Source organism: Wolbachia endosymbiont of Wiebesia pumilae (assembly GCF_017869285.1).
GTDB lineage: Bacteria > Pseudomonadota > Alphaproteobacteria > Rickettsiales > Anaplasmataceae > Wolbachia > Wolbachia pipientis.
In genome coordinates, this window is the sequence record NZ_CP054557.1 from 809,767 (window position 1) to 832,779 (window position 23,013).

Consider the following 23,013-nt stretch of genomic DNA (forward strand, 5'->3'; position numbering starts at 1 on the left):
ATATATTTATTAGCTATGATACTTAGAATGCAAAGTTTAATAAAGATTAAATAATAATCGCTAGCTTTAATATATCTATAGACACACCTTGTATAAATCATCTACAATTAATTAAGGGTCTGTTCTATGCGTTATGAGTTAAGTTAAATTTCCCGAGCGGTAATTTCTAGTCAAGGGAATTGCCTCTGTTAATTTCGTTGAAATTGATACGCGATGCCCACCTTAACTTTAGTCTCAGGAATCTACTAAGGCTGACGGTAGATACGGATCCTATTTTGATTGGTTTAACATTTATGCTTCATCAATACAAAGAACAGGGTGTTTTCCTATGTTTGCCTAATGAAGTATTCCAAATTGTAATTGATGTTGAAAGGTATCCTGATTTTGTTCCTTGGTGCAAAGCCGTTTATATAAAAGAAAAAATTAACAACCAAATGGTTGTGGATCTCCTCGCAGCTTTTCATGGAATTAAAGGTAGATATACATCAGAAGTTACTTCTCTTTCTCCAAGTGGAACAAATGAAGGTTGGATAAAAGCTGTATCATCAAATGGAATATTTAAACATCTATACAATGAATGGCAATTCATTCCCATAGATGAAAATAAAACTATGGTAAAGTTTTATATAGAGTTTAAGTTTAAGTCCAACTCATTTTCCACTTTATTAAACTCAGTATATAAGTATACACAAAGTAAAATAATTGCTGCATTTAAAGATAGGGCTGAAAGCCTTGCTAAACAAAAGTTATCTTGACATTATTAATATAAATGTATAATTTTTTTTAGTAAGTTAAGTGTTTATATTGTAATGATTTTTAGACTATTGTTTTTATTAATTTTCATAAGTGTTAATTCTTATGCAGTTGTTAAGCAAGATTTATCCGATAACCAATACATTCAAAAAAAACCCAATGAAATAACATCAAATGAGCTATTATCGCCATTACCTAATGATAAATTATTAGGAGATCCAAAAGCACCAATTCTAATGATAGAATATGCTTCATTAACTTGTTATCACTGCTCTCTTTTTCATAGGAATGTTTTTCCTAAAATTAAAGAGAAATATATAGACACAGGTAAGATGTTATATATATTTCGTCATTTTCCTTTGGATTACAGAGGGCTAAAGGCTGCAATGCTAAGTCATTGCTACGAAAAACAAGAAGACTACTTTAATTTTAACAAAGCTGTTTTTAACTCAATAGATTCGTGGAATTACTACAATTTAAGTGATTTAACTTTACTACAAAGAATTGCTGCACTAAGCAACTTAAAGCAAGATGCATTTAACCAATGCATTAATGATAAGAAAATAATGGATAAAATCGTAAATGATAAATCACTGGCAATTAATAAACTTGGTATCACAGCCACTCCAATATTTTTCATCAAGCTTAACGATGATAAATCATATATAGAGCATAATAAAGTTAAACATGGAGGGTATAAAGAGCTGAAATATTTCACTAATGTGATAGATAAATTATATGGAAAAGCTATAGTGAAGTAATACCACTGTAGCTTACCATATAAAAGACTCTATGCTGAGTCATTGTTTTTCACTACTGTTTGTTGTTTTTTACGCTCAAACTCTCTTTTTTTACTGTGCCAAGTGTAGTAATACATAGCGATTTTATTCTCTATTAATACTATTGTCCCATCATAAAACTGAACCATATCCATAACTTTTCTCTGAGCTTCATCAAAACGTTCTTTATACTTTTCACGATAAGCTGGATTATGTAGTAACATAACCCCTTCATTCTTGTTAGATTTTTTGTTTAACGTTTCAACTTCACCAGCAATAGTATAAGACATATAACCCCCTCTAATTGATTATAAAAATTATATTTTAAAAAGAGAAATGCGCATAAACAATCCCTTTAATTCTAGCATAATAATCGACTGTTTATTATACTAGTTAACTATAGTACGATATATAATAATTTTTGTCACTTAAAATTTTATACTATGAAATAATAACTTAAAATAAATGTTTTTATTATTTTAAACTATATTATTATATTTATAAATTGTGTATGAATTAAGTCTCCCTAATTTATAATATATGCGTAATAATTTTAGTATAAAATTGTCATACATAAGAAATCTATTTGCAAAAGAATATAAAAAAATAGAAGAATATTGTATTCTTGAAAAAAAGCAACATATTCAAATTGGCCCTGAAGAAGGAAAGCTATTAAGTTTATTTATAAAAATCCAAAAAATCAAAAGTATTGTTGAGATTGGCACGTTATACGGTTACTCGTCGATTTGCATGGCAAAAGCTCTACTAAAAGACGGTCATATATATACAATAGAAAATAATCCTCAACACTCAAGAATAGCAAAAAAAAATTTTAGTGCTTTTAATCTAAGTGATAAAATTACTCTAATAGAAGGCGATGCACTGGAAAAAATTAATGAATTATCAGCAAAAGCACCATTTGACATGATATTTATTGATGCTGACAAAAGTAGTTATCCTAAGTATTTAGATTGGGCAGAGTCATACATTAAACAAGATGGGCTAATCGTTGCAGATAACACTCTACTGTTTAACACAGTATTTTAAGAATCGCCTCCAAAAGAAGTATCAGAAAAATCATGGCATGCCATGAGGGAGTTTAATAATAGATTATCAGATGAAAAAAAATATTTCTCTATATTGATTCCAACTGATGAAGGAATGACTGTAGCTTTAAAGCTAACATAAGTTAAAAATCAAGGTCAGCATAATGTTTAGGAGGGATTAAACCAGAAATCCTCTCTAATAATATCTCACGAAAACAAGGCTTTGATTTAACAATGGAGTACCATTCTTTTAAAATTTTACTTTTTTCCCATGGAAAACTACTTACATAATCCATTACGGAAATATGCGATGCTAAAGTAATATCAGCTAAAGTGAACTTATCAGTTGCAAGCCAAACGTTCTTGTTAATTAAGTGTTCGGTGTATTCCATATGGCAAGGCAGGTTATGCTGAGCTGCATGAAGAAATCTAGAGTCAGGGCTGCGGTTAGTAATTACTTTTTCATTCATAATATACTTAGTAACTTCATTGTAAAATTTGTTATCGAACCAATTGATTAGAGCGCGTATTTTAGACTTAATAATAGTGGATGAACCAAGTAATTTGACGTCGCTATTGTAAGTCTCTTCTATATATTCACAAATGGCATTACTATCCGCTATTACAAAGTTATTATCTATTAACACTGGTACTTGCCCGGTTGGATTGATCTCCATAAATTCATTCCGCTTTTCCCACGGATTTTCATACACTAGATCACAGCCTAATTTTTTTTCTTTTAGAAAAGCTCTAACTTTTCGTGAAAATGGACAAAGAGGAAAATGATATAAAATCATAATGTTCCTCTTTTGTTATACCAATATCCTTTTTTTGTTACTCTATGGCTTGACCTACAACTGTACGAACTTTCTTTGTAGTCCACAGAAGTTTGCGTAGCAGGTAGTGTCATGCAAGTAGCTGACACTGGAATCCAGTTCTTGTTATACAATTGCCTAGTGCGCTCATTTACAGTTAAGTTTTCTGGATCCAAGTAGTCAAGCACTGGGATGACATCCTTTTCGGTAAAAATTGCTCTTATATCACAACATTCATACAGCTGTATGCCTAGGCACTGGGATGACATAAATAAGCGCTGAAATGACATAAATAAACATTGGAGTGACAATCTTGTAGTGACTTGCATGACAACTAACTTTTTGTTTACTTCAAAATAGCACTGTAAAAAATTTAACATATCAAATTATAGAGCTAATATAGGATATACCTTGCTAAATAAAAAAAAAAGTATAATATTTTATAAGGTATGCAGGCAAAAACTCTGTAATTTGGTCAGATCAGAAATGAAGCAGCCATATCAGAACCTTTTTGGGTTGCATACCTATTTCATTATTTGTTTTATCCGAGGCTATGAATATAGCATTAAAACATCGTCCTAGTAGCTTCAAAGATCTAGTAGGTCAAGATATATTAGTGCGTGTATTAGAAAATGCTTTTATTTTAAACAAAATCCCACAATCTATACTGCTCTCTGGTAGTAGTGGAGTTGGTAAAACCACCACTGCAAGGATAATAGCTTTATGTTTGAATTGTTCCCTGGGGCCAATTTTTGAACCTTGCGGATCATGTGAAAATTGTCTAGCAATAAAAAATTCAAGCCATCCAGATGTAATTGAAATCGATGCAGCAAGTCACACTAGCATTGACGATATTAAAGTAATCCTGGGAGATATTTGCTATTCACCTATAAGCTCTAAATTCAAAGTCTACATTATAGATGAAGTACACATGCTATCTAGCAGTGCATTTAACGCATTACTTAAAACCCTAGAAGAGCCACCATCTAGTGTAAAGTTCATTTTAGCAACTACGGAAATAAAAAAGATACCAATAACTATTATTGCACGTTGTCAAAGATTTGATTTACACAACATTCCTGTAGCTAAAATAGTGGAACGTTTAAATGATGTTGCACAAAAAGAGAGTTATTCCATTGAAAAGGGAGCATTAGAATTAATTGCACGACACTCTGGAAATTCAATGCGTAACGCCTTGTTTTTGATGAATCAAGCAGTGCTATATAGCAAAGATGGTGCAATATCCACTAAAAATGTGACAGACATACTTGGCCTAGTGGATAAAGATATTATATTCGATCTATTAGGGGCAATATTAGAAGGTGATTTACAGAAAGCTCTATCAGTGTTTGACAAGGCGGTAAAAACAGCAAACCCACTTAGTATTTTTGAAGGTCTATTGCAAACAATTCAGTTAGTATGCCGTTTTTTGATTACAAAAGAGATTGATAATGCAGTTACAGAGCATGAAAAGAATAGGATAAAAGATTTAAGTATAAAGAGATCTTTAATATTTTTTTCGAGATTGTGGAAGATGTTGCTTAAAGGTATTCAAGATATAAAAACTTCAACATGCAACGATGTTGCTGCTGAAATGATGTTAATTAGCCTCTGTTATCTTTCTGATCTGCCTTCTCCGGAACAGGTGATCAAAAAAGTTCTTTCGCAGAATGTAGAGCAAGGAAATAGACAGGGCAGACCTGTTGCACCTTCCCCCTCTGTCATCCAAGTAGCTGACTACTCGGATCCAAAAAAATATGTGGAAAGTAAACAACAACCCCACTCTGTCATCCCAGTGCGTGACACTGGGATCCATGTGGAAAATAAACAACAAAATTACGATTTTGATAAGATTTTGCAACTATTAAGGCGAAGTAACCAAATTTATCTTTACAAACAACTGTGTAATAATCTACAATTAATAGATTGTAAACCTGGATATTTAAAATTAAAAGCTGTATCTAAGTTGGATAGTAATTTTTGCAATGATTTAAAAAATTACTTAAACCAGGTGACTCAGCAAGAGTGGGTTGTTGCAGTTGATACAGGTTATATAAACAGGGAAGTGAGTAATTTAAATTATGCACCTGCAGTTAAGGATATCCTTGACACGTTTAAAGGTGCAAAAGTAGTTAATATAGAAAATAAGGAGTAAGTTGTGGATTTTAGTCAAATAATGAAACAAGCGCAAGAGATGCAAAAAAAGCTTGCAGAAGCTCAAGAAAAATATGTTGGAAAAGAGTTTCAAGGTATTTCTGGTGGTGGCAAAGTTTCTGTATTAGTGGAAGTCATAAAAATAGGTAGCTATAAAGCTAAAAAGGTGAACATAGACTTAGAACTTATGAGAAATGAGGAAAAAGATATAGTAGAGGATTTAGTAACAGCAGCGTTTAATGATGCCGTTAAAAAAGCAGAAGAAGATATGGCGAATGCAACTTCTGATCTTGCAGGTATGATGGGTTTACCATCTGGGTTTAAACTTCCTTTTTGAATTTACTACTGAAGTTTCTTTTAGTGTAAGTATTTTTTTTCTAATATTCCCAACGCTAGTACTTCTTCATATAATGTACCTATACTAGCATAGCCCTACGTCATACCGTGATTCATTCCACAACTGTACAAACATTGCAATATGGCACATAGTAAACGATGTCATTCCAGTCTGGAATCCAGCCTTGCTGTAATCTCATCAAGAACATTGTGTTTTAACATAAAACGGCTACTTTTATGCTTACCAACTTAATAAAATTCCTGGATCCCAGACTGGGATGACAAGAAGATGGTACTTGGATAAGAGGCATTGCCCTCCTGGTAGGCCCAAATTGCAATGTTCGTGCAGTTGTGGATTTCTCATCCGCTAACAAGCAGCGGAATGACGAGGTCTTTCGATAGTAAATCTTACCTGTGTTAGCTATACCAAAAAATCAAGAGTAAAAAAGTCGTATTTATTCATTAATAAAATCTTTGTCTTCTCCTAAAAATTAGTTAAAATGTAGAATATTTTGTGTTATTAAGTTAGCACTTGACTTAACTTTAGTTGTTACTTAGACTGCTAAAGTGGAATTTTAATTTTTTTACGAGGACAATTATGCATTATAAAAAGTTTTTTTCAGCAGCCGCTTTAGCAACGTTGCTAAGTTTATCAAACTCTGCTTTTTCAGATCCTGTTGGTCCAATAAGTGATGAAGAAACTAGCTACTACGTTCGTTTGCAATACAACGGTGAATTTTTACCTCTTTTCACAAAAGTTGATGGTATTACCTATAAGAAAGACAAGAGTGATTACAGTCCATTAAAACCATCTTTTATAGCTGGTGGTGGTGCATTTGGTTACAAAATGGACGACATCAGGGTTGATGTTGAAGGAGTTTATTCATACCTAAACAAAAATGATGTTAAAGATGTAACATTTGACCCAGCAAATACTATTGCAGACAGTGTAACAGCAATTTCAGGATTAGTGAACGTGTATTACGATATAGCAATTGAAGATATGCCTATCACTCCATACATTGGTGTTGGTGTTGGTGCAGCGTATATTAGCACTCCTTTGGAACCCGCTGTGAATGATCAAAAAAGTAAATTTGGTTTTGCTGGTCAAGTAAAAGCTGGTGTTAGTTATGATGTAACTCCAGAAGTCAAACTTTATGCTGGAGCTCGTTATTTCGGTTCTTATGGTGCTAATTTTGATGGAAAAAAAACAGATCCTAAAGATTCAACCAGACAGGTTACTGATGCAGGCGCATACAAAGTTCTTTACAGCACTGTTGGTGCAGAAGCTGGAGTAGCGTTTAATTTCTAGTCTATCTCAGTCTTGTTATCCCAGTGAGTTTTTTCTTGCCATCTAAGTGGCATGGCACTGGGATCTAGAAAAAAGAAATGTGGATTCCAGTGTCAAGGCACTGGAATAACACTATTTGCTATGTGTTTAAGCTATAACGTTTACCATTGTACTGGTAGAATATCATCTAAGGTTACATAATGTTATCCAATTAGCTAACACTGCGGCCTACTGTCTCCAAGAAATTAGATGGAAAATTTGTACTTTTTTCAAATCAAAGCTTGAATTTTTGCTGGAAAATCAATATATTATATGCATGAAGTTTTGATTTAAGTTGTTATGTTGACCTCAATGGCAAACTTATGTGTCGATAGCAGAACCAATCTCATGCAATATATTGCTAGGGTGCAAAAATTTCCTATGCTGTCTCAAGAGGAAGAGGTACGATTAGCAAAAAATTGGAACCAATATAAGGATGTTTCTTCTGCTCATAAATTGATTACCAGCCATTTGAATTTGGTAGTGAAAATTGCAATGAAATTCAAAAATTATGGGCTATTGTTGATGGACCTGGTTATGGAAGGAAATATGGGTTTAATGCACGCAGTGAAAAAGTTTAATCCTGATTTAGGGTTTCGTTTTTCAACTTATGCAGTGTGGTGGATTGAAGCTTCAATAAAAGACTTTATATTGAAATCTTGGTCGTTTGTGAAAATAGGCACAACGCAAGCACAAAGAAGATTGTTTTTTAGTTTACGTAAAATAAAAAAAAGAATTTTACAGTATACAAACAGGGAAACTTTAAATAATGAAGAAATAAAAGCAATATCTAATGAGCTTTCTGTATCCGAAGGAGACGTTCTGCAGATGAATTACCGTATGGCTTGTAAGGATCAGTCGCTAAACGATTGCATAAAAATAGGTGATGACTCTAAAAGGGAGTTGCAAGATATGATCCCATGTAACTTGGTCAGTCAAGAAGTAACCTATCAGAATCATGAAGAAAAAGAATTAAAAGAAACAATTTTAAACAATGCACTAGCGAGTCTCAACGAAAGGGCAAGAGACATTTTTATCAGTAGATATTTGTCTGAAAACATTCAAACTCTGGATGAACTTAGTAAAAAATATTGTGTTTCAAGAGAAAGAATAAGGCAGTTGGCTGAGCAGGCGATGGCTAAGGTAAAACAATATATACAATCTGAAAGTTTGAAATTTGGTTTGCATGCGTAGTTTTTTTATATTTCTAATATTTTTTTCGATAGGCGCTTTTGCATCGGTTAGTGATGTACAATTGAAGGAAAAATATAAAGATTGGCTCGTGTATACTGCATTGGAAGATGGAGAGAAAGTATGTTATATTGTATCCTATCCTAAAAAAAAAAGCGAATATTATACAACCAATCGCAAGCCGTATGTAATGGTTAGTTATGTTGATAAAAAAGCAGATGAGGTAAGCGTTACCTCTGGTTTTCAGTATGATAAGGAGCCTGTAGCTCTCAATATCGACAAAAAAATTAAATATACACTGCCCATAATACAGGGAAGTTTTGCGTGGGCAGAGCATACAAAAATAGATCAAGATCTCATTCTAAAAATGAAGCAGGGATTATCAATGGTAGTTAATGGAAAAACAAAAACAGTGACCATTGATGATACTTATTCCCTACTTGGTTTTCAAAAAGCGTATCAAAAAATGCATGATTTATGCCATACAAAGTAAATTATTGTAACAGAATACCCAGCTATAGTATAAACTAGACTACTCTTTCAATGGAAATATAAATAGCACTTTACTTTATATGGGATGTGGATATCATTTAAAATATATTTTTGAGAGTTAGCAATGTCAGAGGTTGCAGGTGTAGATACAGAAATCAAAAAGCAAAATTCTGTGTGCGAGCAGATGCGTTTTAGCGTGAGCCGCACAAGTCTTTTAAATACATTATCCAGAGTAAGTGGAGTGGTTGAAAGGCGTAATGCAATAGATGTTTTGGCGTGTATAAATATCAAAGCACAACACGGCAGCATAAAATTAATGGCAACTGATCTTGACATTTCAATGTTTGCCTCACTTGCTGCAACCGTATTAACAGAAGGAGAAGTAAAAATTTCAGCGCATACTTTACATGACATAGTGAAGAAGTTACCCGCTGATTTGGATGTCAATTTTGAAGTAAACAACCAAGGAAAATTATTGATGTCTTGCGGAAATGCAAACTTTTCTTTACCGAATGTAGTTTCAAGCAGCTTTCCTGCTCTTGAAGAAGACAATTATAAACATGATTTTACTCTACTAAATACAGACCTGATAGACTTATTAACTAAAACAAAATTTGCTGTATCACTAGATGATACAAGGTATAATTTAAATGGAATATATCTACATACAGATGAGCAATTTCTGTACTGCGTTGCAACTGATGGCCATCGTTTATCATGTATAAAGAGGCCAAAGCCTGGGAACATCAATGGCGAATTTGGTGTGATCATTCCACGTAAAACTGTTATGGAGCTGTTAAAAATATTGGACGATTGTAATGAAATTAAAGTAAAACTCTCAGACAGAAAAATCAAGTTTACATGCGGTGAATATATTCTAATATCAAAATTAATAGATGGAACTTTTCCAAATTATAAAGCAGTTATTCCAGCATCTCAAGATAAGCATATGATTATTGAAAGTAAAAAACTTTCAGACGTTATAGATCGAGTTTCCGTTGTTGTATCTGATAAAGTAAAATCTATTAAATTCTCACTACAAGAAAAGCTGCTAACTCTGCATTCAAACTCCCAAGAGTGCAGTGATGCAACTGAATCCATAGAAGTGGACTACAATGAAGCCCCTATAGAAATAGGGTTCAACTCGCGTTATTTACTTGATGTTCTATCCTGCATAAAAAATAAATGTAAGTTTAGCTTAGCCGATGGTAATAGTGCTACAATTATCACTGATGAAGACGATTCAAGTGCATTATATGTAGTAATGCCAATGAGAACTTAAACTCGTCATCTCGCTGCTTGTTAGCGGAATCTGGAGATACCGTGGCGGTATGGCACTTATTTCACTAGCTTTTATTAAATTAGTAATCTATCTTTACCAAATATAAGCCAAAAGGTGGTGCAGTAACTCCAGCGGCACTTCTTTTGCATTGGTTTAATATATTTAGCATTTCTTGCGGATTGGTTCTATTTTTTCCAAATTCAACTAAAGTACCCACAATAATCCTCACTTGGTTATGTAAAAAGGAAATAGCAGATATTTTGATGTGTATATGATTCCCATTTTGTATTATATCGATATCATCAATTGTTCTTATCGGATTTGCGGCTTGACAATCTTTTGAACGGAAACTTGAAAGGTCATGTTTTCCAAGTAGATGTTTAGCAGCTTCACGCATAATATTTACATCAAGTGGGCTAAACACTTGCCATACATAACCCGTCTCCAGAGCGGCAGGAGCATAGCGATTAACTATTCTATATTCGTAATATCTTTTTTTTGCTGAAAAACGTGCGTGAAACGCATCATCTACAACTTCTGCATTAAGCACGACTATAGGAATTGATTTTAAATGATAGTTTATTGCATTCCTTATTCTATAAAGCTCAAATTCCTTTTCCATATCAAAATGAGCAACTTGTCCTAAAGCATGAACTCCTGCATCAGTCCTGCCACCACAGTACAAAGTAACTTTCTCACCACTAAAATTAAATATAGCATTTTCTATCTTCTCCTGGATTGAGTTAGCAGAGTGTTGCTGTTTTTGCCAACCAGAGAAATTACTACCATTATATTCTACCGTTATTTTGTATCGCACTGCATTACATCAAGCTCTATCTAAAATAGTCATTTTCTATCTTAACATAATTTATGGTCAAGCCTACAGTGCTGCCACTCCCATAAAGTAGTTCGTCCAATCTTAAATCTTGCTGCCACTGCTTCTCTGCTTTCTCCTTCGTCTAGCGCCTCCATTGCTTTTTTTCTTAAATCATAACTATATGCTGCTGGCATTCAACCTCCTTATCATTATCTATCCTTATCACATCCGGACTTCTATGAAAAGAGCTATAAATCGTGAAAAAGAACTGCTCATTAAGTGCTGTTTGCTTAATAGATTTACTGACATTGGTATGGCTAAATTCGAAATGGCTACATGAATTTATCGTAAATTATTACCGTATAAGGTACGATGCGACAAAGCCATCCCAGTGTCAGCTACTCGGATGACACCGTCATAAAGGAACCAGTGTTAGCTACTTGGATGACAACCATTGTGCTTGAGGCAAAATTGACTATCACTTCTTTTTATAGAGCTTGCTCCAAACTTTGTTGTTAGTTAATACAAAAAACACTGTTAAAATTATAAAATACGCCACTACTTTTAATCCAAGTTTATGCCGGCGCTCTAATTCTGGCTCTGCTGCCCATTGTAAAAAATTTATCACATCATACGCCATATTTTCAACTGTGGCTTGCCTTGCACCATCATATTCCACCATTCCTTCAGAAAGTGGTGGCGCCATAGCTAATCTGCCTGTTGGAAAATACGAATTAAAATATAAATCATTTTCATCGTGTTCGCCGTTTTGATAGCCTGTTAACAATGAATAGACATAATTTGCACCATCATGCCTTGCTTTAATAATTAATGATAAGTCTGGTGGGACTGCACCATTGTTGCTTGCTGCAGCTGCTTCTTTTGTATCAAAAGGCGCAATAAAATAATCCGAAGGTACTCCAGGTCTGTCAAACATTTCACCCAAATCATTCGGACCATCTTTAACTTGATAAGAAGCTGCTATTTGTTTTACATCTTCTTCAGAAAAACCGACATCTTGCAAATTACGAAATGCTACCCTATTCATTGAATGACAAGCAGCACAGACTTCTTTATACACTTTATAGCCACGCTGAATTGACTCTCTATCGAAAGATCCGACAATTCCATCAAATTTCCAGTCTATTTTCTTATTTGGTGATGATTTAAATTCTTCTGCAGATATAAGACTAGATAGAAATAACATGCAGAAGATTGCAAATACATTAGATCCCATGCATAACCACTGTTTTAGTAAATTTCGAATTGATGTCATGCAAGTAGCTGACACTGGAATCCAGCTTATTTCATCACTGACATTATGGTTATCATGCACTCCTAGAATCTGTTGTCCATTGCATGATTTGTAAGTATTTTTATACCTGGATCCCAGTGTCAAGCACTGGGATGACAACGGAAGATAGTGGAATGACACTGTGTGTTGTATACAACGTTCATACAATTGTGTACATGATGCTGGAATCCATTTATTTTTTTTCTGGATCCCAGTGTCAAGCACTGGGATGACAGAAGAGAGCTCTGGGATGACAGAGAATTTTGTAAGAGATCTGCTTTGAATTGACATCACCTCATCTCCGGCACAGAATCACTTAAGGTTTTTGGTGGTTCTTTTGGCTTTTCATACTTACTAAGCAGTGGTAAAACTATCACAAAGTATGCAAAGTAATAAAGAGTAGATAGCCTACTCATAGTGATGTAAGGCTCTTTTACCTCTTGTCCTCCAAGCCAGGCAAGAAGTACAAAATTTATTGCAAAAACCCAAAAAAATTTCTTAAACACCGGGCGATAAGCACCACTTTTAACTTTTGATTTATCAAGCCAAGGTAACAAAAACCACACTAAAATAGACGCAAACATGGTAAGCACACCAGTAAGTTTATCTGGAATTGAACGTAGCATTGCATAAAAAGGTAAAAAATACCACTCTGGCACTATATGTACCGGAGTGACCATAGAATCAGCTTCTATATAATTGTCTGGATGCCCAAGATAATTGGGAGCATAGAAAACAAATGCGAACAAAACTACAAAAAACAGACCAAAAGTTATGCAATCCTTGACTATATAATAAGGATAGAGAGGGATGGTATCCTTATCTGATTTTACCTCCACTCCACTTGGGTTACCAGAGCCAAACCTATGCAGAGCTATCACATGAAGCATAGCTAAAGCAATAATAACAAAAGGCAGAAGATAATGCAGAGCGAAAAAACGGTTAAGTGTTGGGTTATCCACTGAAAAACCACCCCATAACCATATAACTATTTTATTGCCAATTAAAGGTATAGCAGAAAATAAGTTGGTTATAACTGTTGCACCCCAGAAACTCATTTGTCCCCAAGGCAATACATATCCCATAAAGGCAGTTGCCATCATTGCAAAAAATATAAATATTCCAATAAACCACACCATCTCTCTTGGTCTTTTATAAGATCCGTAATATAATCCACGCATTATATGAACATAGACTACCATAAAGAAGAGCGATGCTCCAACAGCGTGAGTGTAGCGTATTAACCACCCGTAATTCACATCTCGCATTATGCGCTCTACACTATTAAACGCATAATCAACATGCGGAGTGTAGTGCATAGCAAGAAATATACCTGTTATTATTTGTAAAATCAGCGCTATACCAGCCAAAGAGCCAAAGTTCCAAGCATAATTTAAGTTTTTTGGCACTTGGTAAGAAGCAGTGTGTCTTAGAAAAGAAAATATAGGCAATCTATATTCTATCCATCCTAATATGCCTTTTTCTTCTTTTATTGTTTCTTTTTTGTTATCTTCCTGCATAACTTAAACCTTTCTGAACACATGTCCATTGCTACTTTTATCTTATTTTTTTATTGTAGCAACTTATCCTTTACGCACAAATAAAAACTTTAAAGCAATATTAATTACCTCTTCAGCAACCTGTCACGTGCTGCGTTTAATTTTTGTGCAAAATATTCCGAGCCTCCTTTATCTGGGTGAACTAATTTCATTAAATTTTGATATGCTTTATTGATTTCATTTTGGTTCGCTCCAGAATCTATTCCTAGCACTTTAAATGCTCCATCTCTGAACATGTTACTACTACCAGACTAGTATGATTTTGTCTTGTAAATTTATTCAACAACCCTATTCTAACTATATAATGAAAAATTATCTACAAAGTGTTTATGAAGATGGTATGAAAATCCAACTATCTAAAGTCAACAAATATTTATTAGTTTTACTGATTACTGTCTCAGCATTTCTCATATCTGGGCAAGTATCCAGTTCAAGCAATATCGAGAATGATTTTCAAGATTTACAAGAAAAATTACCATTATTGAAAGATCAGGATTTGTTATTTTTAGATCCAGCTTCAGCTTTAAATTATGGTGATAGGGCAGGTAAAAAAGTGTTAATGGTTATAGTTCACCATACTGAAACATCAACACTAAAAGGTACAAAAGATACGCTGAATGCTAGAGGATTGTCAGTTCATTTTATTGTCGATAGGGATGGCAGCATCACCTTAATGGTTCCATTAGAGAAAGAAGCATGGCATGCTGGTATTAGTTATGCAAGAGTTAAGGTAGATAGTAAGCTTGAAGAGTTACGGAAGCTTAACAACTATTCTGTAGGTATTGAAATTGTAAACACAGGACTTGAGCCTTTTCCGGAAGAGCAAATGAGATCTGTTAAAGAGCTGATTTTATACCTTATGGAGCGTTTTAAAATTAAAAGGGATATGATATTTAGTCATTCTGAAATAGGAACTATAGTGTATGATCCAGAGCTTGGCTATACAATGCGTAAACCAGATCCACACAAATTGTTTGATTGGGAGTTATTAGAGAAAAATGAAATTGGATTGCACATAAGTGACAGAATAAACCCTAAAGATGCTAAACACAAAATGGGCAAAACATTGTATAAAGCAGGTGATAGAAATGAAGGTATTTTGAAATTAAAACAAAGGCTGAACAGATTTTTCTATAAGATAGAACCTTGGAATGATAAGAAAGGTAATGTAATTTTTCCTGATAATAATGCTGATTACTCAGATGAGTTTGATGAGAATTTTGTATGGGTTATTTATCAGTTTTCAATACATAATTTACCAAGAGAAATTAGAAAAGATCTACCTCTTAAACTAGAACAAGCAGATATATTTCCTGAATTCTTTGGTGAATATAGTCATGGCATTTCTTCTAGTTATCTAACCTTTAGTGAAAAAATTAAATCGACTCTACAACCATGTTTAAGCAAAGTAGATTATGAGAATTTATTATCTTCTCTTGCACAATATGAGAATAACATTTCTCCTGATGCATCTACCACTTTAATGTACAAAATTAAGTTATACTATGATTCTTATTTAAGATATCGCATATGGTCTTCACTCTATAAACCATTTAAGCTTAATGTATTGGAAGAGTTAGAGATTTTAAAGAGTGGAGTGTTATCTTTAAAATCACTAGATAGCTCTAAAGCTGCAGAAGTTTCCAGTTTAATTGATAGCTTTAAAGTAGATATTTCTTTAGAATTTCAGGGTTTTGAAAAACAGTGGTTTCAGGAGTTTAAGAATGCTTGGAGACAAGAATTTATACCTTCCCTGGAAGAACAGATAACATGGACTGCACTACATGAAGCAATATTGGAGTATTTAGAAAAAGCAAAGGAAGAAATTCGTTAAACGAAAACTTTTTTTAAGATCACTTTTTTAACAATTTATCACGTGCCGCATTTAGCTTTTGCGCAAAATATTCCGAGCCTCCCTTATCTGGGTGAACTAATTTCATTAAATTTTGATATGCTTTATTGATTTCATTTTGACTTGCCTCAGGATTCAGCCCCAGTATCTTTAATGCTTCATCCTTGGACATGTTATCACCAGTGTAATTTTCAGTATAACTTCTACTGCTACTAAATTCGTTCAAAAACTTACTCAATATAGAGTTCATCATGAAACTCATATTATTTTTTTTTGTCAGGAAAAGAAAAAATATAACAACGCTAGGCAAGACAAATGTAATTACTATGAATACTAAAAAAAGAAAAAAGATGAATGACATGTATATTTTTTTATCATTTTATGATTAAATAGTAACAATTATAATTGTCATGGTAAATAACATGTTCATCCAGATTGAAGAAACACCAAACCCAAATACGCTAAAATTCCTTCCTGGATTTGAAATTTTAAATGAAGGAGAAACTGCTGATTTTTCAAATGCGAATGAGATAAAAAATTCTAAACTAGCAGCAAATCTTTTTCAAATAGAGCATGTGGTAAGAGTATTTTTCGGTCATGATTTTATTTCAGTAACAAAATTGGATGGAATTAATTGGGATATATTAAAAGTAGAAGTTTTAACTACAATCATGAATCACTTTACTTCTGGTGGAAAAGCACTAGATAAAGAAGAAGTGAATGATCCAGATGAAGAATTTTTTGATAAAAATGATATAGAAATTGTAAATAGAATAAAAGAATTGATGGAAAGTCATATCAAACCTGCAGTTGCTCAAGATGGTGGCGATATCAAATTTCGTGGCTATAAAGATGGAATAGTTTATGTTGAGTTGCAAGGAGCTTGCTCTGGATGCCCAAGTGCTGCAATTACTTTAAAGCAAGGAGTGCAAAATATGCTGAGCTACCACATACCAGAGATTGCAGGTATAGAGACCACACTATGACTAATCAAACGGTTAGAGGAACAAAAGATCTCCTGTTTGATGAATGGTACAAGTTTAAATACATAGAGCAAACAGCAAACAGAATCTCAAGTTTATACGGCTTTTTGCCCGCCCAAACTCCAATATTTGAGTGCACGGAGGTTTTTACAAAAACCTTAGGTGATAGCTCAGACATCATCACTAAAGAGATGTATAGCTTCAATGATAAAGGGGGAAAGAGCATAACTTTACGTCCTGAGTTCACTGCAGCGATTGTCAGGCTACTCATTGAAAAAAAACTGCAAACACCGATAAAATTATTCTCAACAGGACCTGCATTTCGCTATGAAAGACCGCAAAAGGGAAGACAAAGGCAATTTCATCAGATAAATTTTGAGGTTTTTGGCATAGAAGATCCAAAAGCTGATATTGAATTGATATCACTCGCTCAGCACTTACTAACTGAATTTGGCATCAATAAAAATGTAAAGCTGGAAATCAACTCTTTAGGTGATGGTGAAACAATAACTAAATATAGAGAAGCTTTGATCTTATACTTTACAAAGTATCAAAATGATCTATCAGAAGATAGCAAAAATAGGTTGATCAAAAATCCACTCAGAATACTGGATTCCAAGGATGAGAAAGATAAATCAATAATTTCTGATGCGCCTAAAATCAGCAATTATTATACGAAAGAGTCCTCAGATTTCTTTGAACAAATACTAAATGGATTAACAATTCTTGATATACCTTATACCGTAAACAATAAACTAGTTCGAGGTTTGGATTATTATTGCCACACAGTGTTTGAGTTTGTTACAGAGGATTTAGGTGCACAAGGGGCAGTTTTTGCCGGTGGAAGATACGATAATTTAGTATCTTCAGTAGGTGGAAAACACACTCCAGCAATAGGATTTGCAGGGGGTATTGAGCGCATAATGGAGTTAATCAATTATTCTCCGAAAGAAGAGCGACCTATTTACCTAATTCCAATCGGTAGAGAGGCTGAAAAACATGCTTTAACACTTGCAAATGAATTGCGCAGAAATGGTTTATATGTAATCTATGAATATAGCGGAACGCTCAGAACCCGAATGAAAAAAGCAAATCAAGCAAATGCTAAAGCTGCTTTAATCTTTGGCGATGAAGAATTGAGTAGTAAAACTTTAAAGATTAAAAACATGGATACAGGTGAAGAAAAAATAATTGCTCGCGATAACACAATAGAAAATATCTATTAGGAGCAATGCAAATGTTTTTCTCAGTCAGCTATAGAAGAAAATTCGTCTGCACAAGAATTTTTCATAGTATTCAAAGTATCATAATCTGTAAAATCTAATTTTACCGGTGTAATAGTAATAAATCCTTCTTTTATTTTATTTATACTACCACTGCCTGAGTGCTCTCGAGACCAATTTAAGCTAAAAGAGCCATTCGAATTTTCAGTAAAAGTTAAATCCCCATCAATGTTATATTCACCTTGTTCAGCAAATTCTACTCCTTTTACTTTTTCCGTAGCAGGAAAATTTACACTCATCACTATGTTTTTAGGCCAACCAACCTTAACTAGCTTGGCAATAACCTTTGGTGCAAAAACCTTTGTATTGTGCCAGTCTATTTTATCATGATAAACTTGGCTTAGCGCAATAGAAGGTATAGACCTTGCAGCACCTTCCATTACAGCACCAATTGTTCCTGAATAACAAATATCGTCCCCGACATTTGATCCAATATTTACTCCGGACAATATTAAGTCTGGTTTTTTATTCATAACTTTATTTAGCGCAATAATGACACAATCTGCAGGAGTACCAGACACACTAAATTCCCTTTCACTATGTTGTTTTATTCCAATAGATTGTTTCACTGGATAATCAAGAGATCTTGCAGCTCCGCTTCTATCAGTATCTGGTGCCACTATCCATATTTCTGACGCAAAATTCCGTGCAACCTCTTTGAGTAATTTTATTCCTTCACTTCCAAAGCCATCATCGTTTGTTATCAATATTATCATATACAATACTCAGCTATACAGCTCCAAATTATGTAAACCACTGGCTGTAAATAAACTCATGAGGCTTTAAGTTTCTTTGCATAACTGTGGACTGTAACAAAGAACCTGCTGTAAATCAATAGATTTCTTGCACAGGCCATAACTGTCATTACAATAGAAACGAAAAAACTTACTTGACAAACTCCGCCAGCCCCCTTATCATGAAACTGAAGCTATTTATTTATCTTCTCTGTACAGATTAAATGACAAAAAAACTCACGTATCTGGCGTCTCATGTTTAATTTTTTGCACTATGTGCACCTTATGTCTTTATCAAACTTCTACCTACATAAGCTGAAACGCGCTTATAAAGCGTTTAAAACATAAAAAAACGCCAACTTAAAAAATGGATAGTGAATAACTAGCTACCCTAGGGTTTCTTTTGCCTTTTTTTCTGTTTAGTAAATTTCTTAAATATTTATAGCTAAACGACAACCGTCATCCCGCTGCTTGTTAGCGGGATCTAGAGATACCGCGAATGAATCGCGGTATGACGTAGGACTGCTGTCATTCCAGTCTGGAATCCAAAAAAAAGGATGATGTCATCCCAGTGCCCTGACTACTTGGATCCAGTTTTCTTTACAAATTCACAAAAAGTGCTTCATTCTATAACGCAAAACCCATACTCACCAAACCCAATGCATTACTTGCAATTAAGTTTCCTGGATCCAAGTAGTCAAGCTACTCGGATGACACCCTTTTGGATGGAGACCAGTGTCAGCTACTTTCATGACACCATTCTTTTTCCTGGATCCAAGTAGTCAGGGCACTAGGATGACAAGAGAAAGAGGCTACTGGGATGACAGCTACCCTGACAATCGTCATCCCACTACGTGTTAGCGGGATCTAGAGATACCACGGCGGTATGACGGTTCGCAGCGGTATAGTAACTCGTCATCCCGCTGCTTGTTAGCGGATGAGATACCGCGAATGAATCGCGGTATGACGGTGTAGATAGTATCCCGCTGCTTGTTAGCGGATGAGATACCGCGAATGAATTGCGGTATGACGTGTTGCTTGGGTCAGCTATAGTATTTCTTAAAATTAATAATAAATTTCTTGGCTAGCAAGAAGCTGTAAATTTTTTTGCGAGACCTAAGCCGCTTTTGATATAGCTAAAGGTTTACTGATGATTTGTCTCATTCCACTACCTGCTGACTTACTTTCTGCTTAGCATATCCATCAAATCAGATTCTTTGAGTTTACTATGGTCAACTTTACTGAACTTATTTACCATAGAGCTCATTTGATTATACTGCTTAATTAGAAGATTAATGTCAGTTACAGTTGTTCCGGACCCCTTAGAAATTCTAAGTCTTCTTTTGCCATTTAAAATATCTGGATTTTGCCTTTCTTTTTCAGTCATTGAGTTTATGATGGCTATATATTTTTTCACTTTATTGTCATCTGGCACACTGCTACTTAGCTTTTTTGTAAATGAACTAGGAATGAATTTCATTATGTTGCTAATGCCATCCATTTTACTCAGAGTTTTTAACATTCCCACTAGGTCGTTTAGGTCGAATTTACCTTTTTTCACTTTCTTTTGTAACTTATCAATTTCTTCCTGACCAACAATCTCAGCAGCTTTTTCAACCAATGAGACAACATCACCCATGCTAAGTATCCTTTTTGCAATTCTATCGGGATAAAAATCATCGAGGTCACTTAATTTTTCACCACAAGCAATAAATTTAATTGGACAATCGGCGATCATTTTCATAGAAAGAGCAGCACCACCACGTGCATCACCATCAACACGGGTGAGAATAATGCCGGTTACACCTATTACCTCATTGAATGATTTGGCAATGTTGACCGCATCCTGGCCTATCATTGCGTCGGCTACTAAAATAACTTCTGCAGGTGAAGCTATTTCCTTTACGGCTTTCAACTCATTCATCATATTATTGTCAATATGAAGCCTGCCTGCAGTGTCTAGTATTAATACATCATAATTATCGTTCTTTGCTATTGCTATTGCCCTTTTTGTAATTGTAATGGGCTTCTCATCTATTACTACAGGTAAAGTTTGCACATCTATTTGTTTACCTAGCACTTCAAGTTGTTTCTGGGCAGCAGGCCTATAAATGTCTAAAGAGGCAAGCATCACTTTTTTCTTTTGCTTTTTTAGTTTTAAAGCAAGCTTTCCTGAGGTAGTTGTTTTACCTGCACCTTGTAAGCCCACCATCATAATCACAGCAGGGGGTTTAACTGCTAGATTTAAGTCACTTTTCTCTGATCCGAGAACTGCAACTAAATTATCCTGTACAATTTTAATTATCATTTGTGCTGGAGAAACACTTTTTATGACTTTTTCCCCAATCACTTTATCTTTAATGTCGTTGATGAATTTTTTTGCAACTTCAAGTGAAACGTCAGCTTCAATTAAGGCTATGCGTATTTCACGCATGGCAAGATTAAAATCATCTTCAGAAATGATTGACTTTCCTCTCAGTTTACTAAATACAGAATTTAAACTTTCAGTTAACGATTTAAACATAATAGCATTAGTAGAATACTCATTAAAAAGAGAGAAGAAGCTGAAACAAAACTCACTGAGTTATAACTCAGCACTTCTTTAAGTTTAGTAATATTATTAAAGTATAAACCAACAAGTGGATTAGTCAAGTTTTGCACTACGCTGGCAAACATTTCTCTAGTTTTAGAGACTAACTGATTGAACAGCAAGATAATATAGGGTATGAAAGCTCTAAAAATCCAATCAACATCCATTTTAAAATTTACTCTCGGGTAAAATAACTTGCGTAAAGGAATAAACAATAAAGTGGTACATAGTAATAAATTAAATTGCGACCAAATATTTTTTGTGTTGTACACAAAATCGAAAATCGAAGGTTTATTGTAAATAGGTAAGTAAGGATTGCCAGCGATTACGCATATAAATGCTAAAATAATCATAGTCATTTTGCTTCCTCTCTCTGCTAAAGGTTTTGACTTACTTTTTGCAATAAATAAGTAATAAAGAAACTTTAGCCCCACGCTTAAATGAAGCAGCAAATTTAGAAGCTTATATAAATTTTTATACCCTTTTAAGGCAACAGTGTTCATTTCAATTTCAGCTGTGATATATGATTTACTGATAAATCCAACGGTTCCAGGAAATGCAGCCATTGTAAGTATTGCGATTATAGCACACATGCCTTCCACTGACATCAGTTTACCCACTCCATTAAAACTAATTGTTTTTGTTTGTGAAATAATCGAATTACTGACCACAAACAATAATGATTGATAAACAAGAGAGAAGATTATATGCAGTATCAAAATTGGTATTGCTTTTTCCGAAGGACTGAGCAAACTTCCTGCAATAATCAGCAAGCCCATTTGTCCTACAACGTTATAGCATAAAAATCTGCGAATATTTTGCTCAAGAGAAGCAAATATAATGCTGTAAATTGCAGTGATGGCGCCTACAAGCGCTAATATTTCAGTACAATCTTGCCATAGGTTATAAGTGTGTAAAAGCATCACTAAAAAAGAGACTTTAGTGGTAAATAAAGAGAGATATGTGGTGCCATGTAGCGATGCAGCAGGATATGCATCAACAACCCAAAATGAAAAAGGAAAACAAGCGCAGTTTATCAATAAACCCAAAATTATCAGGTTAGTGCTTTGAAGTGCCAATCCTGCTATTAATATAACTCCAACGAAAAAGTGTACACAAGCGTACCTTATTGCAGGTCCACTATCTCTACAGCTAGCTGCGATAATAAAAAATGCACTGATGGTCATTAATTCACAGAATATTATAACCAATATCATATGTTCAGATAAAACTGCATAAAGTGAACTAATAGTGTAAGCAGCAAAAGATAGCATCTCTGAAAAAGTCAAATTTTGTGCTGGTAGAACAGCTAAAAATGCAACTGATAAAAAAGATATTAGTATGGTACGAAAAGATAAATCAAAATCTAGAATTGGGAGAGACCAATTTACTGCAATGCTCAAATTTTCAGGTAATTTTAGGACTATAACTATTAATACAGTCAGTAGAAGTAACAGTGACGATTTATAAAGTTGCACAATAATTAAAACCAATATGGTTTATGCTATCTCAATATATGAATAAAATCAATTTGCATATTAACCACTAATTAAACTAATTATCATATAATTATATCAGAGTTTAGAGGGTTATAGAGAAACCGGTCAGATTAGGTTTTTAATCTAATCTGACCGATAGCTTTAATAGTGAGGTAAGCTTTAATATAGCACTCCTAATTCATAACGCTACACTCGTGCATAATTTATTTTTAATTTGTGCACGA

Annotated in this window: 22 protein-coding genes, 2 other RNA genes and 3 pseudogenes; 15 read left to right on the top strand and 12 right to left on the bottom strand. The window is 34.1% G+C overall.

Annotated elements, in window-relative coordinates; translation table 11 throughout:
- The first annotated feature begins 113 nt into the window (after positions 1 to 113).
- From ssrS to HUB92_RS04215, 3 genes are all read left to right on the top strand, one after another.
- Positions 114 to 274, top strand: a non-coding RNA gene (gene ssrS / locus HUB92_RS04205) — 6S RNA.
- A gap of 19 nt (positions 275 to 293) precedes the next feature.
- A complete protein-coding gene (locus HUB92_RS04210; RefSeq protein ID WP_010963012.1) occupies positions 294 to 755 on the top strand; it encodes a type II toxin-antitoxin system RatA family toxin in 462 nt (153 codons plus the stop codon).
- A 54-nt stretch (positions 756 to 809) separates the two neighbouring features.
- Positions 810 to 1,514: a DsbA family protein gene (locus tag HUB92_RS04215; protein WP_038199341.1), complete on the top strand. Its 705-nt coding sequence runs from the start codon at positions 810 to 812 to the stop codon at positions 1,512 to 1,514.
- Positions 1,515 to 1,543: 29 nt separating this feature from the next.
- Here HUB92_RS04215 and HUB92_RS04220 read toward each other — a convergent pair whose 3' ends face one another.
- A complete protein-coding gene (locus tag HUB92_RS04220; protein WP_006279425.1) occupies positions 1,544 to 1,822 on the bottom strand; it encodes a DUF2671 domain-containing protein in 279 nt (92 codons plus the stop codon).
- A 250-nt stretch (positions 1,823 to 2,072) separates the two neighbouring features.
- Between HUB92_RS04220 and HUB92_RS04225 the strand changes: the two are divergent.
- Positions 2,073 to 2,720: pseudogene (locus tag HUB92_RS04225) on the top strand (O-methyltransferase).
- 1 nt (position 2,721) lies between these two features.
- Here the strand turns inward: HUB92_RS04225 and HUB92_RS04230 are convergent.
- The gene (locus tag HUB92_RS04230) at positions 2,722 to 3,375 is read right to left on the bottom strand and encodes a glutathione S-transferase family protein (protein ID WP_010081992.1); all 654 of its coding nucleotides are present in this window, start codon (positions 3,373 to 3,375) and stop codon (positions 2,722 to 2,724) included.
- Positions 3,372 to 3,773 (bottom strand): WPE palindromic element domain-containing protein, encoded by a 402-nt coding sequence (locus HUB92_RS04235; RefSeq protein ID WP_010963015.1) that lies wholly within the window; start codon positions 3,771 to 3,773, stop codon positions 3,372 to 3,374. Before HUB92_RS04235 ends, HUB92_RS04230 begins: the two co-directional genes overlap by 4 nt.
- Before the next feature lie 58 nt (positions 3,774 to 3,831).
- On the opposite strand from HUB92_RS04235, the gene ffs reads away from it, so the two are divergent.
- From ffs to dnaN, 7 genes are all read left to right on the top strand, one after another.
- Positions 3,832 to 3,931: signal recognition particle sRNA small type (ffs, locus tag HUB92_RS04240), an RNA gene on the top strand.
- 15 nt (positions 3,932 to 3,946) lie between these two features.
- Entirely contained in the window at positions 3,947 to 5,548 is a 1,602-nt protein-coding gene (gene dnaX / locus HUB92_RS04245) for a DNA polymerase III subunit gamma/tau (protein ID WP_010963016.1), read from the top strand.
- A 3-nt stretch (positions 5,549 to 5,551) separates the two neighbouring features.
- Positions 5,552 to 5,884, top strand: a complete 333-nt coding sequence (locus tag HUB92_RS04250; protein WP_010963017.1) for a YbaB/EbfC family nucleoid-associated protein — start codon at positions 5,552 to 5,554, stop codon at positions 5,882 to 5,884.
- Between the two features lie 597 nt (positions 5,885 to 6,481).
- Entirely contained in the window at positions 6,482 to 7,195 is a 714-nt protein-coding gene (locus tag HUB92_RS04255) for a P44/Msp2 family outer membrane protein (RefSeq protein WP_138264894.1), read from the top strand.
- Between the two features lie 318 nt (positions 7,196 to 7,513).
- Positions 7,514 to 8,407, top strand: coding sequence for an RNA polymerase factor sigma-32 (locus HUB92_RS04260; RefSeq protein ID WP_010963019.1), 894 nt, complete (start codon positions 7,514 to 7,516; stop codon positions 8,405 to 8,407).
- Positions 8,400 to 8,897, top strand: a complete 498-nt coding sequence (locus tag HUB92_RS04265) for an invasion associated locus B family protein (RefSeq protein ID WP_006279310.1) — start codon at positions 8,400 to 8,402, stop codon at positions 8,895 to 8,897. The genes HUB92_RS04260 and HUB92_RS04265 overlap by 8 nt, the downstream gene beginning before the upstream one ends.
- A 123-nt stretch (positions 8,898 to 9,020) precedes the next feature.
- The gene (gene dnaN / locus HUB92_RS04270) at positions 9,021 to 10,178 is read left to right on the top strand and encodes a DNA polymerase III subunit beta (RefSeq protein ID WP_038199350.1); all 1,158 of its coding nucleotides are present in this window, start codon (positions 9,021 to 9,023) and stop codon (positions 10,176 to 10,178) included.
- Positions 10,179 to 10,257: 79 nt separating this feature from the next.
- Here dnaN and truA read toward each other — a convergent pair whose 3' ends face one another.
- Positions 10,258 to 10,995 carry a tRNA pseudouridine(38-40) synthase TruA gene (gene truA, locus HUB92_RS04275; RefSeq protein ID WP_010963021.1) on the bottom strand — a complete coding sequence of 246 codons (738 nt, stop codon included), beginning with the start codon at positions 10,993 to 10,995 and terminating at the stop codon, positions 10,258 to 10,260.
- Between the two features lie 71 nt (positions 10,996 to 11,066).
- Positions 11,067 to 11,189, bottom strand: a pseudogene (locus HUB92_RS04280) (IS630 transposase-related protein); the annotation flags it as partial.
- A 47-nt stretch (positions 11,190 to 11,236) separates the two neighbouring features.
- On the opposite strand from HUB92_RS04280, the pseudogene HUB92_RS07275 reads away from it, so the two are divergent.
- Positions 11,237 to 11,335, top strand: a pseudogene (locus tag HUB92_RS07275) (IS5 family transposase); the annotation flags it as partial.
- Between the two features lie 138 nt (positions 11,336 to 11,473).
- Here the strand turns inward: HUB92_RS07275 and HUB92_RS04290 are convergent.
- The 3 genes from HUB92_RS04290 to HUB92_RS04305 all read right to left on the bottom strand — a co-directional run bounded on the left by HUB92_RS04290 (position 11,474) and on the right by HUB92_RS04305 (position 14,060).
- The gene (locus tag HUB92_RS04290; RefSeq protein ID WP_010963022.1) at positions 11,474 to 12,232 is read right to left on the bottom strand and encodes a cytochrome c1; all 759 of its coding nucleotides are present in this window, start codon (positions 12,230 to 12,232) and stop codon (positions 11,474 to 11,476) included.
- A 347-nt stretch (positions 12,233 to 12,579) separates the two neighbouring features.
- On the bottom strand, positions 12,580 to 13,809 hold the full coding sequence (locus HUB92_RS04300; RefSeq protein WP_006280242.1) for a cytochrome b: 1,230 nt from the start codon (positions 13,807 to 13,809) through the stop codon (positions 12,580 to 12,582).
- A 104-nt stretch (positions 13,810 to 13,913) separates the two neighbouring features.
- Positions 13,914 to 14,060 carry a J domain-containing protein gene (locus HUB92_RS04305; protein ID WP_244663040.1) on the bottom strand — a complete coding sequence of 49 codons (147 nt, stop codon included), beginning with the start codon at positions 14,058 to 14,060 and terminating at the stop codon, positions 13,914 to 13,916.
- A 92-nt stretch (positions 14,061 to 14,152) separates the two neighbouring features.
- Here HUB92_RS04305 and HUB92_RS04310 point away from each other — a divergent pair, with 92 nt between their 5' ends.
- A complete protein-coding gene (locus tag HUB92_RS04310; protein WP_244663041.1) occupies positions 14,153 to 15,682 on the top strand; it encodes an N-acetylmuramoyl-L-alanine amidase in 1,530 nt (509 codons plus the stop codon).
- A gap of 19 nt (positions 15,683 to 15,701) precedes the next feature.
- On the opposite strand, the gene HUB92_RS04315 is transcribed toward HUB92_RS04310, so the two are convergent.
- On the bottom strand, positions 15,702 to 15,950 hold the full coding sequence (locus HUB92_RS04315) for a J domain-containing protein (RefSeq protein ID WP_022626406.1): 249 nt from the start codon (positions 15,948 to 15,950) through the stop codon (positions 15,702 to 15,704).
- Between the two features lie 172 nt (positions 15,951 to 16,122).
- Between HUB92_RS04315 and HUB92_RS04320 the strand changes: the two genes are divergently transcribed.
- Both HUB92_RS04320 and hisS read left to right on the top strand, forming a co-directional pair.
- Positions 16,123 to 16,686 (top strand): NifU family protein, encoded by a 564-nt coding sequence (locus HUB92_RS04320; RefSeq protein WP_022626407.1) that lies wholly within the window; start codon positions 16,123 to 16,125, stop codon positions 16,684 to 16,686.
- The gene (hisS, locus tag HUB92_RS04325) at positions 16,683 to 17,909 is read left to right on the top strand and encodes a histidine--tRNA ligase (RefSeq protein WP_010963026.1); all 1,227 of its coding nucleotides are present in this window, start codon (positions 16,683 to 16,685) and stop codon (positions 17,907 to 17,909) included. Before HUB92_RS04320 ends, hisS begins: the two co-directional genes overlap by 4 nt.
- Positions 17,910 to 17,929: 20 nt before the next feature.
- Here the strand turns inward: hisS and surE are convergent, their stop codons facing one another.
- From surE to HUB92_RS04340, 3 genes are all read right to left on the bottom strand, one after another.
- A complete protein-coding gene (surE, locus tag HUB92_RS04330; RefSeq protein WP_010081939.1) occupies positions 17,930 to 18,682 on the bottom strand; it encodes a 5'/3'-nucleotidase SurE in 753 nt (250 codons plus the stop codon).
- A gap of 1,198 nt (positions 18,683 to 19,880) precedes the next feature.
- A complete protein-coding gene (gene ffh / locus HUB92_RS04335; protein WP_095742798.1) occupies positions 19,881 to 21,224 on the bottom strand; it encodes a signal recognition particle protein in 1,344 nt (447 codons plus the stop codon).
- Entirely contained in the window at positions 21,209 to 22,768 is a 1,560-nt protein-coding gene (locus HUB92_RS04340) for a proton-conducting transporter transmembrane domain-containing protein (RefSeq protein ID WP_038228212.1), read from the bottom strand. Before HUB92_RS04340 ends, ffh begins: the two co-directional genes overlap by 16 nt.
- Positions 22,769 to 23,013: the final 245 nt, after the last annotated feature.